This window comes from Amycolatopsis stemonae (assembly GCF_054781455.1).
This window is the reverse complement of sequence record NZ_BAAGUJ010000004.1, coordinates 541,665-557,004: the sequence shown is the minus strand read 5'-3', so window position 1 is coordinate 557,004 and position 15,340 is coordinate 541,665. Positions and strand designations below refer to the sequence as shown.

Here is a 15,340-nt window from a genome sequence, read left to right as displayed (position 1 = left end):
GTACCGCGTCAGCTCCCGACGGTGCGGCGCTGGGCGGTGCCGCCGGGCAGGGCGGCCAGCAGGGACTTCGTGTACTCGTGCTGCGGGTCGAGCAGGACCTGTTCCACCGTCCCGGTTTCGACGAGCTCGCCGCGGTACATCACGGCGACGCGGTCGGCGATGTTCCACGCCAGGCCCAGGTCGTGGGTGATCACCAGGCCGGCGAGGCCCAGCTCACGCCGCAACCGCAGCAGCAGGCCGAGGATCTCACCGCGCACGGACGCGTCCAGGGAGGCGACCGGCTCGTCGGCCACCACGACCGACGGTTCGAGGGCCAGCGCCCCGGCGATCACGACGCGCTGGCGCTGGCCGCCGGAGAGCTCGTGCGGGAGCCGGTCGGCGTACTTCTCGGCGGGCCGCAGCTCGGCGGCCTCCAGGGCCCGGTGGACGACCGAGCGTTCGTCGGGCAGGCCGTGGATCCGGGGGCCCTCGGCGACGGCCTCGTAGACCGTGTGGGCCGGGTTGAGCGCGCTGGTCGGATCCTGCAGGACGAGCTGGACCTGACGGCGGTAGGCCTTGAGCCCGGCGCCGCCCGCCGGGACCGGTTTCCCGGCGTAGCGGACCACGCCGGAGTCGGGTTTCTGCAGGCCGAGCAGGGTGCGGGCGAGCGTCGTCTTGCCGGAGCCGGACTGGCCGACCAGCGCGACGATCTCGTCGCGGGACACCGTCAGGTCGACCCCGGCGACGGCGTCGATGCGCTTGCCGGTGCGGTCGCGGAAGGAGACGCGGAGGTTCTCCGCGGCCAGCAGGGGCTCGCCGGCGGCCCGTGCTTCCGGTTCCGGCGGCAGCGGGGTGCTGGTGGCCGGGGCGAACCGGGACACCGGGTCGCCGACGGTCGGGAACGCCGCGGCGAGCGCACGCGTGTGTTCGTGCTGGGGCGAGCCCATCACATCGGTGCTGGGGCCTTCTTCGACGATCTCGCCGTCGTACATCACGGCGATGCGCCGGCAGGTGGCGGCGAGCACGGACAGGTCGTGGCTGATCATGATCAGGCCGATGTCCTGCTCGGCGACCAGCCGCGAGAGCAGGGCGAGGACCTGGGCCTGGACGATGACGTCGAGGGCGGTGGTCGGCTCGTCGGCGATGATCAGCCGGGGCGAGCACGCCAGGGCCATGGCGATCATGACGCGCTGCTTCTGCCCGCCGGAGAGCTCGTGCGGGTAGGCACCGGCCCGGCTCGGGGGCAGGTCGACCTGGGTGAGCAGCTCGGCGACGCGCGCGTCGACCCCGGCGTCGGTGAGGGCCTTGCCGCCTTCGGGCGGGTGCAGCCGCAGCGGCTCGGCGATCTGCTCGCCGATCTTGCGGACCGGGTTGAGCGCGTGCATGGCGCCCTGGAACACCACGGACGCCTCGGCCCAGCGGACCGCGCGCAGGCGGCCCCACTTCATCGCGGTGACGTCCTCGCCCTCGAGCAGGATCTCGCCGCTGATCTTCGCCGAGCGCGGCAGGAGCCGCAGCACGCTCATCGCGACGGTCGACTTGCCCGACCCCGACTCCCCCGCGACGCCGAGGGTGTCGCCGGGGTCGAGGGTGAGGTCGACCCCGCGCACGGCGGGGACGTCGCCGCCCGCCGTGGTGTAGGTGACGGTGAGGTCCTTCAGCTGCAGCAGCGGGGTCACTTCTTCAACCTCGGGTTGAGCACGGTCTCCAGTCCCCGGCCGACCAGGGTGAAGCAGAGGACGACGAGCACGATGGCGATGCCCGGCGGGAGCAGGTTCCACCACGCGCCGCGGGTGACGGCGCCGTTGTTGAGCGCGGTCTCGAGCATCGCGCCCCAGGAGACCGCGTTCGGGTCGCCGACGCCGAGGAAGGCCAGCGTGGCGTCGGCGATGACGGCGTTGCCGACGACGAGCGTGGTGTTGGCCAGCACGAGCGGCAGCACGCCGGGCAGGACGTGCTTGCCGACGACGTGCGCGTGTCCCCCGCCGAGGGCCCGGGCGCGCTCGATGTACGGACGGCTTTCGATGGTGAGGGTCTGGGCGCGGACCAGCCGCGCGGTGCTGGGCCAGGCGGTGAGGCCGATGGCGACGATGACGGTGAAGACGCCGTGGGGCAGCACGGCCGAGAGCGCGATCGCGAGCACCAGTGACGGCAGCACCAGGAAGAAGTCGGTGAAGCGCATCAGGATCGTCGACGTCCAGCCGCCGAAGTGCGCGGCGGTGATGCCGATCAGCGTGCCGATGAGCACCGAGAGGATGGTGGCGGAGAAGCCGACGAGCAGGGAGATCCGGGCACCCCAGAGCGTCATCAGCAGCACCGACCGGCCGTCGATGTCGGTGCCGAGCCAGTACTTGCCGCTGGGCGGGCTCAGCGCGCCGCCGTCGGCCTTGGTGACGTCCAGGCCGCCTTCGTCGCTGACAAACGGCAGCAGCAGCGCCAGCACGACGGTGACGGCGAGCAGGATCAGCCCGGTCAGCGCGCCCTTCTGGGCGGCGAACTCGTGCCAGGTCTTCGCCACCGCCTGACGGCGCCGCCGCCAGGCGATCGCGCGCGGCGATTCGATGGTCTCGGCGGTGGTCATGAGGTCCGCACCCTGGGGTCGAGCACGCGGTAGAGCAGTTCCGCGAGCAGGTTCATCAGCACGACGGCGCCGGCGAGGACGACAAAGACCCCTTGCAGCACCGGCAGGTCCGGGCCGTGCAGGGACTGGTAGGTCAGCTGCCCGAGGCCGGGCCAGCTGAACACGGCCTCGACCGAGACGGCGCCGGAGACGACCATGCCGAACTGCATGAACACCAGCGTCGTGGTGGGCAGCAGCGCGTTGGGCACGGCGTGGCGGCGCCGGACGAGGTCGTCGCGCAGGCCCTTGGCGCGGGCGGTGGTGAGGTAGTCGGCGTTCATCTCCCCCAGCAGCGACGACCGCATGATCAGCATGTACTGGGCGTAGAACACCGCCAGCAGCGTCACGCACGGCAGCACGAGGTGGTGCAGCACGTCGAGGGTCTGGGGGAAGAAGCCGGGCGCGGCGTCCGGGGAGTGCATGCCGCGGCTGGGGAACAGCCCGTTGGTCGCGACGAGCAGGATCAGGCCGAGCCAGAACTGCGGCACCGACCACAGGGTCAGCGCGATGCCGGTCTGGGTGCGGTCGAACGCGCTGTCACGGCGCCACGCGGCCCGGGTGCCGAGCCAGAGACCGAGGACGACGGCGAGCACGGTGGCGCTGCCGACGAGCAGGACGGTCGGCCAGAGCCGTTCGGCGATCATGTCGCCGACCGGGCGGTTCTCCAGGTAGGACGTGCCGAAGTCGCCGTGCAGCAGCTTCCCGACGTAGTCGCCGAACTGCTGCAGCACGGGCTTGTCGACGCCGAGGCGTTCGCGCAGCTCGGCGACCTGCTGCGGGTCGGTGGGCCGTTCGCGGACCATGGTCGCGACCGGGTCGCCGGGCAGCATCCGGAAGAGGAAGAAGAACAGCACGATCACCAGCGCGATGCTGACGACGGCTTCGACGAGCTTCTTGAGGACGAACCGGGCGGTGCCGGTCCCGCCGCGGTGCTCGTCGGGGTCGACGAGCACCGCGGCCTGGTCGGGCGTGGTCATCGTTACTCGCGGTCTTCCGAGGTCTTGTTCCGCCGGCTGATGATGATGCCGCCGCCGACGAGGATCACGACGACGATGGCGCCGACGACGATCCACACGACGGTGCCGCTGCTGCCGGAGTCCGCCGTGGCCTCGCTGCCGGCCGGGGTGGCGCCGTAGACGCCCCAGTAGCCGGACTGCTCGAGGATCGCGCCCTCGGGCTGGGGCTGCTTGGTGAAGCCGGAGAACTTGTCGGAGCGGTAGGCCTCGAGCGAGTTCTGGTAGTCGAGCACGACGTTCACGGCCTGGCTCGCGAGCCGGGCCTGGGCCTGCTTCACCGTCTCGGCGCGCTGGGTGTCGTCGGTCTGGGTGAGCTGCTTGGCGCGCAGGGCGTCGAACTCGGGGTCGCAGAAGAACGTGTCCGTCGTGGCGCCCTTGCCCTGGGCATTCGGCCGGGCCGCGCAGGTGTGCAGCTGCAGCGCGGAGTCCGGGTCCGGGTTGGTGGCGTAGCCGGAGACGGCGAGGTCGTAGTTGCCCGCGTTGGTGCGGTCGTTGAGCTCGTCATCGGAGACGAGCTCCTGCTTGACCGTGATGCCGATGTCCTTGAGCCAGCCGGAGACGTACTGCGCGAGCCGCTGGTCGTAGGGGCGGTTGGCGTGCCCGGTCAGCCGCAGCTCGAGCTTCGCGCCACCCGGGGCGACGCGGACGCCGTCGGCGCCCTTGGCGTAGCCGGCCTGGTCGAGCGCGGTGTTGGCGGCGGCGATGTCGAACTTGACCTGGTCGGCCCCGGTGGGCTCCCAGTGGTAGGCCTTGTAGATCGGCGGGACGATGCCGGTGCCGGGCTGGGCGTGCCCGCCCGCGACGCGGTCGACGATCGTCTGGCGGTCGATGGCCTGCACGATCGCCTTGCGCAGCCGGATGTCCTTGAGCACGGGGTTGCCGTTGCCGATCGGCTGGTTTTCGCTGTTCTGGACGCCGAAGTTGAGGTTGATCTCGTCATAGCGGCGGCCGGGCGCGGCGTTGGTGGCGATGTTCGGCTGGCCCTGCAGGGAGTCGAACTGGGTCGGGGTGAGCCGGTTGATGACGTCGACCTCGCCCTGGCGCAGGGCGTTCACCGCGGCCTCGGCGTCCTTGAACACCAGCAGCTGCAGCTCGTCGACCTGCGGGGCGCCGCGCCAGTAGTTCTTGTTGGCCTTGAACTTGACGTACTCGTTCTGCTTGTACTCGGTGAGCTGGTACGGGCCGTCCCCGACGCCGACGACCGAGATGTCGTCGGTCTTGGGGTCGTTGAGGTCCTTGATCGGCGCCCAGACGTGCTCGGGGACGATCGGGACGTCGAGGAGGTTCATGTCCGACTGCACGGTCTTGGTCTTGATGACCAGGGTGGTGTCGTCGGGCGCGGTGACCGTGTCGAAGTTGGTGACGTAGCTACCGTTGGCGGTGCGGGCGTTCTCGTCGGTGAGCATCCGGTTGAACGTGAACGCGGCGTCCTTGGCGGTGACCGGCTGCCCGTCGCTCCACTTGGCGCCGGAGCGGATCTTGAACGTCCAGGTCAGCTTGTCCGCCGAGGGCGTCCACGACTCGGCGAGCGCGGGCGAGGCCTGCGCGGTCTCGGCCGAGGGGATGGTGAGGAACTCGTAGACGAACCGCCCGACCTGCGTGGACGCGGCGAGCGACGCGGTGAACGGGTTGAGGTGGTCGATGCCGGTGGTGAGCGCGACCCGCAGCACCTTGCCCTGCTGGGCCTGGGCCGGGACGGCGAGCGGGATCGCCGTCAGCGTCGCGGCCGCCACGACCGCGCCCACGCGGCCGAACCGCCCGACTCTGCGTTGGAAATGCACCGGAAACCACCCCATCGTTCGCACTGTGAGCCTCCCCAAGGACGAGAAGTAACCACATATCGGGACAACCGCGCAATATGTTGCCGCCCTGGCAGGTGTCCGATCGTTATCGATCAGGTCCGGTCACGCGGTGTGACCGGGGAGCGTGCGGCCGGGCGGGGCGCGGGCTGGTTAGAGTGCCGGGCATGCGCATCATGATCTCGGCGGACATGGAAGGCGCCACGGGCGTCACGTGGACCGACGACGTCGTGCCCGGATCGCCGCAGTGGGACCGCTTCCGGCGGCTGTTCACCGGCGACGTCAACGCGGTGCTGGCGGGGCTGTTCGACGGCGGGGCGAGCGACGTGCTGGTCAACGAAGCGCATTCCTCGCAACGGAATCTGCTGCTGGAAGACCTCGACCCGCGGGCGCGGATGCTCACCGGGCGGCACAAGCCGCTGTCGATGATGCAGGGCATCGACTCCGGTGTGGACGGTGTGGTGTTCCTCGGCTACCACGCCGGCGCGGGGTTCGACGGGGTGCTTTCCCACACCTATCTGGAGAACCAGATCACCGGGGTGTGGCTGGACGACGTCCCGGCGAGCGAGGGCCGGCTGAACGCGGCGGTGGCCGCCGAGTACGGCGTCCCTGTCCTGCTCGTTTCGGGTGACGACAAAACATGCGACGACGCCCGTGACTACGCTCCGGAGTCGGAGCTGGTGCCGGTGAAGGAGTGCGTGAGCCGGTACGCGGCGATCTGCCTGCCGCCGGCGCGCACGGCGGAGCTGCTGACGGGCGCGGCGGCCGAGGCGATGGCGCGGGCCGGACGTGAGGAGCGGCAGGTCGGCGGTCACCGGATCGAGGTGGAGTTCGACGCGAGCCACCTGGCCCAGGCGACGGCGGTGATCCCGACGGTCGAGCAGATCGGCACCCGGCGGGTCGGGTTCGACGCGCCGAACATGACCGAGGCGATGAAGGCGTTCAAGGTGGTCACGGCGATCGCGGGCGGGGCGGTGCAGGGCATCTATGGCTGACGTCGTCGAGCTGTGCGCGGACCTGATCCGGTTCGACACGACCAACCGCGGGAACAACGACGCCCGGCCGGAGCGCCCGGCGGCGGAGTACGTGGCGGCGTTCCTCGACGGCCTCGGTATCCCGTCGCGGATCCTGGAGGCCGCGCCCGGGCGGGCCAGCGTGCTCGCGCGCGTGCCGGGGACGGACCCGTCGCTGCCGGCGCTGCTGGTGCAGGGGCACCTGGACGTCGTCCCGGCGAATGCGGCGGACTGGTCGGTGCCGCCGTTCGCCGGCGAGGTCCGCGACGGGTACCTGTGGGGCCGCGGCGCGACCGACATGAAGGACTTCGTCGCGATGGTCCTGGCCGCGCTGGCCGGCGGGGTGCGGCCGCGGCGCGAGCTGGTGCTGGCGTTCGTCGCCGACGAGGAGGACCGCGGCGAGTGGGGCGCGCACTGGCTGGTCGCGACGCATCCCGAGCTGTTCGAAGGCTGCGAAGCGGCGATCAGCGAGTCGGGCGGCTACACCTACCACGTGCCGGCGGCGGACGGCCGCGACGTGCACCTGTACCCGGTCGGGACGGCGGAGCGCGGGACGGCGCACCTGCGGCTGACCGCCCGCGGCCGCGCCGGGCACGGGTCGCGTCCGAACGACGAGAACGCGGTCACCCGGCTGGCCGGCGCCCTGCACCGGATCGCGTCGCATCGCTGGCCGGTTTCGCTGACGCCGGCGGTGCGGGCGTTCCTGGACCGGACCGGCGCCGCGCTGGGGGTTCCGGTGGATCTGTCCTCTTCGGACGGCGTGGACGCGGCGGTGGCGGCCCTGGGCCCGGCGGGCGGTCTGGTGCTGCCGACGATCCGGAACAGCACCACGCCGACGATGCTGGACGCGGGCTACAAGGTGAACGTGATCCCGTCGACGGCGACGGCCCAGGTGGACGTGCGGGTGCTGCCCGGGACCGAAGACGCGTTGTTCGCGGTGCTGGACGAGCTGCTCGGCGAGGGCGTGACGCGGGAGTTCGTCGCGCACCAGCCGCCGGTGCAGGCGCCGGTGGACTCGCCGTGGTTCTCGTCGATGGCCGCCGCTCTGCGGGCCGAGGACCCCGAAGCCGTGGTGGTGCCGTACTGCCTGGGTGGCGGGACGGACGCGAAGGCGTTCGCGCAGCTGGGAATCGCGAACTACGGGTTCGCGCCGCTGTGGCTGCCGAAGGGCTTCCCGTACCGCGCGATGGCGCACGGGGTGGACGAGCGGGTGCCGGTGGAAGGTCTGCACTTCGGGACGCGCGTGCTGTCGCGGTTCCTCGCTAGCGCGTGAACTCCGCCCAGTAGCGCAGGCCTTCGCGGACCGTCTCCAGGCTGACCAGCTTGACGCCGTCCTGGGCGACCGACTCGATCTCCGCGCGGCTGAACGGCCACGGCGGGCCCGCCTCGGGCTCGGTGTTCTCCTCCGCGACCTCGGAGACCACCAGGGTGCCGCCGGGGGCGAGGAAACCGGCCAGTGAGGCAATCGCCGTGGGCCGGAAGTCGCGGGGCATCGACTGGATGTTGATGATTTCCACGACCAGGTCGAACGCGTGGCGCCACTCCCCCGGCGGGCTGAGCAGGTCCGCCACCACGTAGTCCACTGTGGACTCCGGGAACCGCGCGCGGGCGGCTTCGACCGCGGTCGGGGCGACGTCGAAGCCCGTGACCGTCCAGCCCGCCGAGGCCAGCAGCTCCGAGTCGTCGCCCAGGGCGCTGCCGACGACCAGTGCCCGGCGGCCGTCGCCGGGGGTGATCCAGGCGGCCAGGTCCGGGTTGGGGGCGCCGCGGGTCCACGGCACCTCGGCCTCGCCCCGCGCGGCCGCGGTGTACAGCTCGTCGAACCAACGGGTCGGGCTGCCCTCGGCGAGGGAAGCGCGGGACAGGACTCGGTCGGCGGGCTCCGGTGTCGTCATGATCGTGACCTTAGCGACGACGCCGGAGCCGCGTGAGGCCTTTTACCGGGCGACCGGGCCCGGCAGGAAGTACAGGCCGTCGCCGGCCCAGCCGACGACGTCCCGGACCGGTGACGCGGGCGGGGCCGGGCGGAAGTTCGCCGCGTCGTCGACGCTGCCGGTGCCGTCGTAGACCGCGCGCTGCGGGTATGTGAACACCGGCCGGGTCCGGGTGACCGTTCCGGCCGGGTCGCGACCGGTGGCCGTCACGACCGTGGGTGTGGTGCCGCGTTCGACCCAGGCGACCAGCTGCTTGAGCGGGTCGAACTCGGTGAGCGTGGTGCCGCCGCCGCAGTGGTAGAGCGACGGGACCATGAACAGCCGGACCCAGTCCTGGGCCTGGCCGCGGGTGAGCCGCTGGTAGTAGTCCAGCGTGCCGGCCGGCGGGATGGCTTCGTCGGCCCAGCCGTGCCAGAGCACGAGCTTGCCGCCGCGCCGCTGGAACGCCGAGAGGTCGAGGCTCATCGCGTTGTAGCGGACGCCGACCGGGGTGAGCCGGTCGAACTCGCGCCGGGTGAAGGCGAAGGTGTCGACGGTCGAGGCCGGTGCGCCGATCGGGTAGCCGAGGTAGCGCAGGTAGTTGTCGGCGAGGCTGCGGGCGAACGAGACGCCGCCGGTCTCCGGGGTGGGGATGATCCAGCCGGCCCAGGACAGCTCGGACCCGGGCAGCTCGCCGCCGGGGTAGAGCAGGGTGCCGTGGGGGTCGGTGGGCGGCGAGTAGATCCTGCGGGTCGCGGCGACCTGCGCCGGGGTGAGGCACGACGGGGTGTCGGCGCCGTGGCAGGTGAGCTTCGCCGGGTCGAAGCGGCACGCGCGGGGGTCGTCGAGCTGGCTGTCGGCGAGCCCGTCGAGGCGGTCGCAGGCGGCGAGCACGGCGGCGTGGAGCGCGGGCAGCTTGGCGGCGGTGAGGATCGGGCTGCCGTCGGCGGCGGTGTTGCCCCGGGCGAGCCAGGCCTGGAACGCCAGCAGGGGCGACCAGTGGTTTGCGGGCGCGCCGGCGACGATGCCGTCGAAGTCGGCCGGGTAGCGCTGGGCCAGCTGGAGGCCTTCGCGGCCGCCGTCGGAGCAGCCGGTGAAGTAGGACTTGCGCGGCGGGGAGCCGTAGAAGGCCTGGATGATCGCCTTCGAGGCGCGCGAGACGACGTGGGGTGCGCGGAATTCGAAGTCGTTGCGCGCGGCCTGGTCGTTCGCACCCCAGCTGCCGTCGTCGACGACCGCGGGGGTCTTGCCGACGTGGCCGTCGTCGGTGGCGGCGACCGCGACGTCGCCACCGTGGGGCAGGCCGCAGTCGGCGAACTCGGGCGGGTTGACGATCCCGCAGAAGCCGCCGCAGCCGTACTGCAGGTAGCGGCCGGCGTAGGTCCTGGTGGGCAGCCGCAGTTCGAACCGGACGGCGGGCTCGACGTAACCCTTGACGCCGCAGTATTCGGGGTCGGTGCCGGTCGCGGCGACGACGGCCGCGGCGGTGACGTGCGTGGTGGCGCCCGGCAGGGCGTACCCGCGGACGAGGTCGCCGCAGGTGGTGGTCGGCCGGACGGGGGATTCCGTGTCGGCCGCGGCGGCCACCGGAACCGATCCGGTGGTCACGAGCAGGAGTGCGGTCAGGGCGGTGAAGATCCGGACTGGTCTCATCGGGTTCCCGTTCCCTCGGTTGTCCAGTTCTGGCCAGGTTTGCCGACCGGTCTTGACATCGATGTCACCCGCGCGTTTCGCTCTCTGGGCGCCGCCGGTCCCCCGTCCGTCGGTCCCCAGTTCACCCTCCAGAGCTTGGAGCAATGATGCCCCGAAGCGCCAGACCGCCGGTCGCTTTCCTGGTGACCGCCGCCGTGGTCGCCGCCGGCCTGGTCGCCCTCCCCGCCGCGGCCACCGCCGCCGACGAAGCCCTGCCCGCCGACTTCTCGTCCTCCTTCGAGCCCGGTGACGTCCAGCCGACGTGGACCGACACCGTCGACACCGACGCGGCCGGCAAGCCGCGCGCGTACGGCGTGAACGGCGCGAACGGCACCGCCATCCCCGGCGACATCCGGGGCAAGGTCACCGAGAGCAGCGCCAGCAGCGAGAACACCGACGGCGGCGAGGTGGTGTCGAACCTGTTCGACGGCACCACCGACACGAAGTGGCTGTCGTGGGACCCGACGGCGTGGGCGCAGGTCACGCTGTCGGAGGGCACGTCGATCACGCACTACGCGATCTCCTCGGCCAACGACTTCGACAACCGCGACCCGAAGGACTGGACGCTGCAGGGCTCGAACGACGCGAGCGCCTGGACCGACCTGGACAAGCAGACCGACCAGGCGTTCACCGCCCGGTTCCAGCGGAAGGACTACAAGCTCGCCGCGCCGAGCGCCGCGTTCAAGTACTACCGGCTGAACGTCACGCGCAACAACGGCGGCCCGATCCTGCAGATGTCGGAGCTGCTGCTGGCCAACGACGACCCGGCGCCGCCGACGCTGCCGAACATGCGCAGCTTCGTCGACTCCGGCCCGACCAGCGGGTACACGAACAAGAACCGCGTCGGCTTCACCGGGCTCAAGGCGTTCCGCTACTCGGGCAGCCAGACCGCGACCGGGCACGGCTGGTCGTACAACAAGATCTTCGACGTGAACATCCCGGTCGTCGACTCGACCGAGCTGTCGTACAAGGTGCAGCCGCAGTTCATCACCGGCGACCTCAAGTACCCCAGCACGAACGTCGCGATCGACCTGGCCTTCACCGACGGCACCTACCTGCGCAACCTCGGCGCGACCGACCAGTACGGCTTCCCGCTGACCCCGGAAGGCCAGGGCGCCTCGAAGGTGCTCTACGCCAACCAGTGGAACCTGGTGCGCTCGGCGATCGGGCAGGTGGCCAAGGGCAAGACGGTCGACCGGATCCTGGTCGGCTACGACAACCCGAACGGCCCGGGCTCGCTGCAGGGCTGGCTGGACGACGTGAAGATCTCGGCGACGCCGACCCCGCCGTCGAGCACCCGCCCGAGTGACAACGTGGTCACCACGCGGGGCACGATGGCCAACGGCACGTTCTCGCGGGGCAACAACTTCCCGGCCACGGCGGTGCCGCACGGGTTCAACTTCTGGACCCCGGTCACCGACGCCGGCTCGAGCAGCTGGCTGTACAACTACAGCACGCAGAACAACGCGCAGAACCTCCCGCAGCTGCAGGCCTTCGCGGTGAGCCACGAGCCCAGCCCGTGGATGGGTGACCGGCAGAGCTTCCAGGTGATGCCGTCCGCGGCCGCCGGGGTGCCGGACGCCAACCGCGACGCGCGGGCGCTGGCCTTCAAGCACAGCGACGAGACGGCTCGGGCGCACTACTACGGCGTCCAGTTCCAGAACGGGATCAAGACCGAGATCGCGCCGACCGACCACGCGGCGATGTTCCGGTTCTCCTTCCCGGGCACCGACTCGAGCCTGATCTTCGACAGCGTGAACAACTCGGCCGGGCTCACGCTCGACCAGGCCACCGGCACGCTCTCGGGCTACACCGAGACCAACGTGTACGCCGGTGCCGGCCGGATGTTCGTCTACGCGCAGTTCGACAAGCCGGTCACCGCGGGCGGCAAGCTCACCGGGCAGGGCCGCGACAACGTCACCGGCTACCTGCGGTTCGACGCGGGCGCCGACAAGACGGTGAACATGCGGATCGCGACGTCGCTGATCAGCGTGGACCAGGCGAAGAAGAACCTGGCCCAGGAGATCGCCCCCGCGGCGACCTTCGACTCGGTGCGCGACGCCGCGCAGAAGGCGTGGGACGACCAGCTGAAGGTGATCGAGGTCGAGGGCGCGTCGAAGGACCAGCTCACGACGCTCTACTCGAACCTGTACCGGCTGTTCCTCTACCCGAACTCGCAGTCGGAGAACACCGGCACCGCCGACAAGCCCGCGTACAAGTACGCGAGCCCCGTCTCGCCGAAGACCGGGACGGACACCGCGACCCAGACCGGGTCGAAGGTGGTCGACGGCCAGATGTACGTCAACAACGGGTTCTGGGACACCTACCGCACGACATGGCCGGCGTACTCGCTGCTGACCCCGGACATGGCCGGGAAGATGGTCGACGGGTTCGTGCAGCAGTACCGCGACGGCGGCTGGATCGCGCGCTGGTCCTCCCCCGGCTACGCCGACCTGATGACCGGCACGAGCTCCGACGTCGCGTTCGCCGACGCCTACCTCAAGGGCGTCAAGAACTTCGACGTCAAGTCCGCCTACGACGCGGCGCTGAAGAACGCCACGGTGACTCCGCCGAACTCGGCGGTCGGCCGCAAGGGCCTGGACCAGGGCATCTTCCTCGGCTACACGCCCAACACCGCCAGCGAGGGCTTCTCGTGGGCGATCGAGGGCTACGTCAACGACTTCGGCATCGCGAACCTGTCGAAGAAGCTGGCCGACGAAGCCGCGCCGAACGACCCGCGCAAGGCGGAGTACCAGGAGAACTACGAGTACTTCACCAGCCGTGCCCAGCAGTACGTGAACCTGTTCGACCCGAGCGTCGGGTTCTTCCAGGGCAAGGACGCGAACGGCAAGTTCACCAAGACCAAGGACCAGTACGACCCGCGCTCGTGGGGCGGGGACTACACCGAGACCGACGGCTGGGGCATGGCGTTCACCGTGCCGCAGGACGGTCAGGGCCTGGCGAACCTCTACGGCGGTAAGGCCGGGCTGGCGACCAAGCTGGACCAGTTCTTCGCCGACCAGGAGACCGCCACCTTCCCCGGCTCCTACGGCGGGGTGATCCACGAGATGCGGGAGGCGCGGGACGTGCGGATGGGCCAGTACGGCCACTCCAACCAGCCGGCGCACCACCTGCTCTACATGTACGACTACGCGGGTCAGCCCGCGAAGACGCAGGCGAAGGTCCGTGAAGCGCTGTCGCGGCTCTACAACGGCAGCGAGATCGGTCAGGGCTACGCGGGCGACGAGGACAACGGCGAGATGTCCGCGTGGTACATCTTCAGCTCGCTGGGCTTCTACCCGCTGCAGATGGGCAGCCCGAACTACGCGATCGGGTCGCCGCTGTTCAAGAAGGCCACGATCCACCTGGCCGGCGGCAAGGACCTGGTGATCAACGCGCCGAAGAACACCGCGAAGAACGTCTACGTCCAGGGTGTGAAGGTCAACGGCAAGGCGTACTCCTCGACGTCGCTGCCGCAGGACCTGATCGCGAAGGGCGGCACGATCGACTTCGACATGGGCCCGAACCCCTCGAACTGGGGCACCGGCCCGAACGACGCGCCGACGTCGATCACCAAGGGCGACGCGGTCGCGACGCCGCTGCACGACGAGACCGGCGCGGGCAGGGGCACGCTGTCCACTTCGGACGGTTCCGACGCCGCCGCGCTGATCGACAACACGTCGCGCACGCAGGCCGCCGTCACCGGGGCCCTGCAGTACCAGCTGAACAACACCGACGAGGCCGTCACGCACTACACGCTGACGTCCCAGACCGGTGCGGGCGACCCGAAGAGCTGGACGCTGAAGGGCTCCTACGACGGCAAGACCTGGGCGGTGGCCGACCAGCAGACGAACCAGGCGTTCAGCTGGCGGCAGCAGACCCGCGCGTTCAAGGTGGCCAACCCGGCGCACTACGCCTACTACAAGCTCGAAGTCACCGCGACCAGCACCGGCGCCCCGGCGCAGCTGGCCGAGTTCGAGCTGCTGGGCAAGCCGGACGCCTCCTGCACCAAGACGATCACCGGTGCCTCCAACGGGCCGCTGTCGGTCTCCTCGGGCACGGTGTGCCTGCAGGACGCGACGGTGTCCGGCCCGGTGACCGTGTCGAACGGCGCGTCGCTGGTCGTCCGCGGCGGTTCGGTCAACGGGCCGCTCTCGGCGACCGGTGCCGGCCAGGTCGTGCTCAACCGCACCAAGGTGGGCGGCCCGGTGGCGATCACCGGCACGACCGGGACGGTCTCGATCGAGCTGACCCAGATCGGCGGGCCGGTCGCGCTGACCGGCAACCACGGGCCGGTGCTGACGTCGAGCACGGTCGGCGGCCCGCTGGCCTGCGCGGCGAACTCGCCGGTCCCGACGGACTACGACCTGCCGAACACCGTCCGCGGCCCGGCCGCCGGGCAGTGCGCGACGATCTAGTCCCGCGGTAGGCAGGTCCTGGTGAAGGCCTCCTCGCCGGCTCTTGCAGCCGGTGAGGAGGCCTTCCCTGTTACAACCCTGATCACCGGCGCCGCAACGCCGCCAGCGTCGTGGACAGGGCCGGGGCGAAGGCGTCCACGTCCGACTCGAAGCCGCGGTGGCCGCCCGGGAAGCGGGTGTAGCGGCAGGCCAGGTGCTCGGCCTGGACGCGGGCCGACCGTTCGAGGCAGGTGTCGCGGCTGACCTCGCCGGCGGCCGTGACGACCGGGATCCCGGTCCGGCGGACCGCGTCGAGGTCCGGGGTGTGCAGGACGACCGCCGGGAACTCGCGGGCGAGGAAGAGCTCCGCGGCCGCCGGGTCCGGGAAGTCCGCGGGGGCGAGGCCGGCGAGGGCGAGGGCCGCGTCGAGGCCGTCGCGTTCGTGGGTGGCGCGGACCTCGCGGGCGAGCGCCAGCCACTTCGGGGCGTCCGGCAGCAGCGTGATCGCCGGGGCTTCGTGGACGACCAGCTCGGTGACGGTGTCGGGCAGCTGCGCGGCCAGTTCGAACGCGACCGAACCGCCGCCGCCCTGGCCGAAGACCGCGGCCCGGGGTGCGGCCGGGCGGGCGGCCGCGATCACGGCGGCGGCGTCGCGGGCCTGCTGCGCGAGGTCGAAGTCGGGGTCCGGGCCCCGCCGGTCGTAGGTGAGCACGGTGTGGTGGCCGGACAGCCGCTCCGCGAGCCGGGCGTACTGGGCGCCGTCGCCGCCACGGCCGGCGATCAGCAGCAGCAACGGGCCCTCGCCACGCTGTTCGAAGCGCAGTTCGGCACCCTCGTGCCGGACGGTGTGCGTGCTCACCCGAGACCTCCCCTCCCCCGCGTCGAGCACACGCTACGCCGTTCGGCCGATA

Annotated in this window: 10 protein-coding genes; 3 read left to right on the top strand and 7 right to left on the bottom strand. The window is 71.2% G+C overall.

Annotated elements, in window-relative coordinates; genetic code table 11:
* Positions 1 to 8 precede the first annotated feature (8 nt).
* The 4 genes from nikE to ACYVLJ_RS18290 are packed head-to-tail and all read right to left on the bottom strand — an operon-like array spanning position 9 to position 5,411.
* Entirely contained in the window at positions 9 to 1,658 is a 1,650-nt protein-coding gene (gene nikE / locus ACYVLJ_RS18305; protein WP_460439497.1) for an ABC transporter ATP-binding protein, read from the bottom strand.
* Positions 1,655 to 2,560, bottom strand: coding sequence for an ABC transporter permease (locus ACYVLJ_RS18300; RefSeq protein WP_451972841.1), 906 nt, complete (start codon positions 2,558 to 2,560; stop codon positions 1,655 to 1,657). Before ACYVLJ_RS18300 ends, nikE begins: the two co-directional genes overlap by 4 nt.
* The gene (locus tag ACYVLJ_RS18295) at positions 2,557 to 3,576 is read right to left on the bottom strand and encodes an ABC transporter permease (protein WP_451972843.1); all 1,020 of its coding nucleotides are present in this window, start codon (positions 3,574 to 3,576) and stop codon (positions 2,557 to 2,559) included. The genes ACYVLJ_RS18300 and ACYVLJ_RS18295 overlap by 4 nt, the downstream gene beginning before the upstream one ends.
* A 2-nt stretch (positions 3,577 to 3,578) precedes the next feature.
* On the bottom strand, positions 3,579 to 5,411 hold the full coding sequence (locus ACYVLJ_RS18290) for an ABC transporter substrate-binding protein (protein ID WP_460439496.1): 1,833 nt from the start codon (positions 5,409 to 5,411) through the stop codon (positions 3,579 to 3,581).
* Positions 5,412 to 5,581: 170 nt separating this feature from the next.
* Here ACYVLJ_RS18290 and ACYVLJ_RS18285 point away from each other — a divergent pair, with 170 nt between their 5' ends.
* Both ACYVLJ_RS18285 and ACYVLJ_RS18280 read left to right on the top strand, forming a co-directional pair.
* A complete protein-coding gene (locus ACYVLJ_RS18285) occupies positions 5,582 to 6,409 on the top strand; it encodes a M55 family metallopeptidase (protein ID WP_460439495.1) in 828 nt (275 codons plus the stop codon).
* Positions 6,402 to 7,700, top strand: a complete 1,299-nt coding sequence (locus ACYVLJ_RS18280) for a M20/M25/M40 family metallo-hydrolase (protein ID WP_460439494.1) — start codon at positions 6,402 to 6,404, stop codon at positions 7,698 to 7,700. Before ACYVLJ_RS18285 ends, ACYVLJ_RS18280 begins: the two co-directional genes overlap by 8 nt.
* Here the strand turns inward: ACYVLJ_RS18280 and ACYVLJ_RS18275 are convergent.
* Positions 7,690 to 8,322, bottom strand: coding sequence for a class I SAM-dependent methyltransferase (locus ACYVLJ_RS18275; protein WP_460439493.1), 633 nt, complete (start codon positions 8,320 to 8,322; stop codon positions 7,690 to 7,692). The two genes, ACYVLJ_RS18280 and ACYVLJ_RS18275, sit on opposite strands and share 11 nt — an antisense overlap.
* A 42-nt stretch (positions 8,323 to 8,364) precedes the next feature.
* On the bottom strand, positions 8,365 to 9,993 hold the full coding sequence (locus tag ACYVLJ_RS18270) for an alpha/beta hydrolase family protein (RefSeq protein ID WP_460439492.1): 1,629 nt from the start codon (positions 9,991 to 9,993) through the stop codon (positions 8,365 to 8,367).
* 146 nt (positions 9,994 to 10,139) lie between these two features.
* Between ACYVLJ_RS18270 and ACYVLJ_RS18265 the strand changes: the two genes are divergently transcribed.
* Positions 10,140 to 14,450 (top strand): GH92 family glycosyl hydrolase, encoded by a 4,311-nt coding sequence (locus ACYVLJ_RS18265; protein WP_460439491.1) that lies wholly within the window; start codon positions 10,140 to 10,142, stop codon positions 14,448 to 14,450.
* Positions 14,451 to 14,532: 82 nt separating this feature from the next.
* Here the strand turns inward: ACYVLJ_RS18265 and ACYVLJ_RS18260 are convergent, their stop codons facing one another.
* Positions 14,533 to 15,288, bottom strand: coding sequence for an alpha/beta fold hydrolase (locus ACYVLJ_RS18260; protein WP_451972856.1), 756 nt, complete (start codon positions 15,286 to 15,288; stop codon positions 14,533 to 14,535).
* Positions 15,289 to 15,340: the final 52 nt, after the last annotated feature.

Excerpts from the sequence above, each read along its gene's own strand:
- ACYVLJ_RS18300 (WP_451972841.1), bottom strand. The coding sequence starts at position 2,560 with ATGACCACCGCCGAGACCATCGAATCGCCGCGCGCGATCGCCTGGCGG.
- ACYVLJ_RS18295 (WP_451972843.1), bottom strand. The coding sequence starts at position 3,576 with ATGACCACGCCCGACCAGGCCGCGGTGCTCGTCGACCCCGACGAGCAC.
- ACYVLJ_RS18290 (WP_460439496.1), bottom strand. The coding sequence starts at position 5,411 with ATGGGGTGGTTTCCGGTGCATTTCCAACGCAGAGTCGGGCGGTTCGGC.
- ACYVLJ_RS18285 (WP_460439495.1), top strand. The coding sequence starts at position 5,582 with ATGCGCATCATGATCTCGGCGGACATGGAAGGCGCCACGGGCGTCACG.
- ACYVLJ_RS18280 (WP_460439494.1), top strand. The coding sequence starts at position 6,402 with ATGGCTGACGTCGTCGAGCTGTGCGCGGACCTGATCCGGTTCGACACG.
- ACYVLJ_RS18275 (WP_460439493.1), bottom strand. The coding sequence starts at position 8,322 with ATGACGACACCGGAGCCCGCCGACCGAGTCCTGTCCCGCGCTTCCCTC.
- ACYVLJ_RS18270 (WP_460439492.1), bottom strand. The coding sequence starts at position 9,993 with ATGAGACCAGTCCGGATCTTCACCGCCCTGACCGCACTCCTGCTCGTG.
- ACYVLJ_RS18265 (WP_460439491.1), top strand. The coding sequence starts at position 10,140 with ATGCCCCGAAGCGCCAGACCGCCGGTCGCTTTCCTGGTGACCGCCGCC.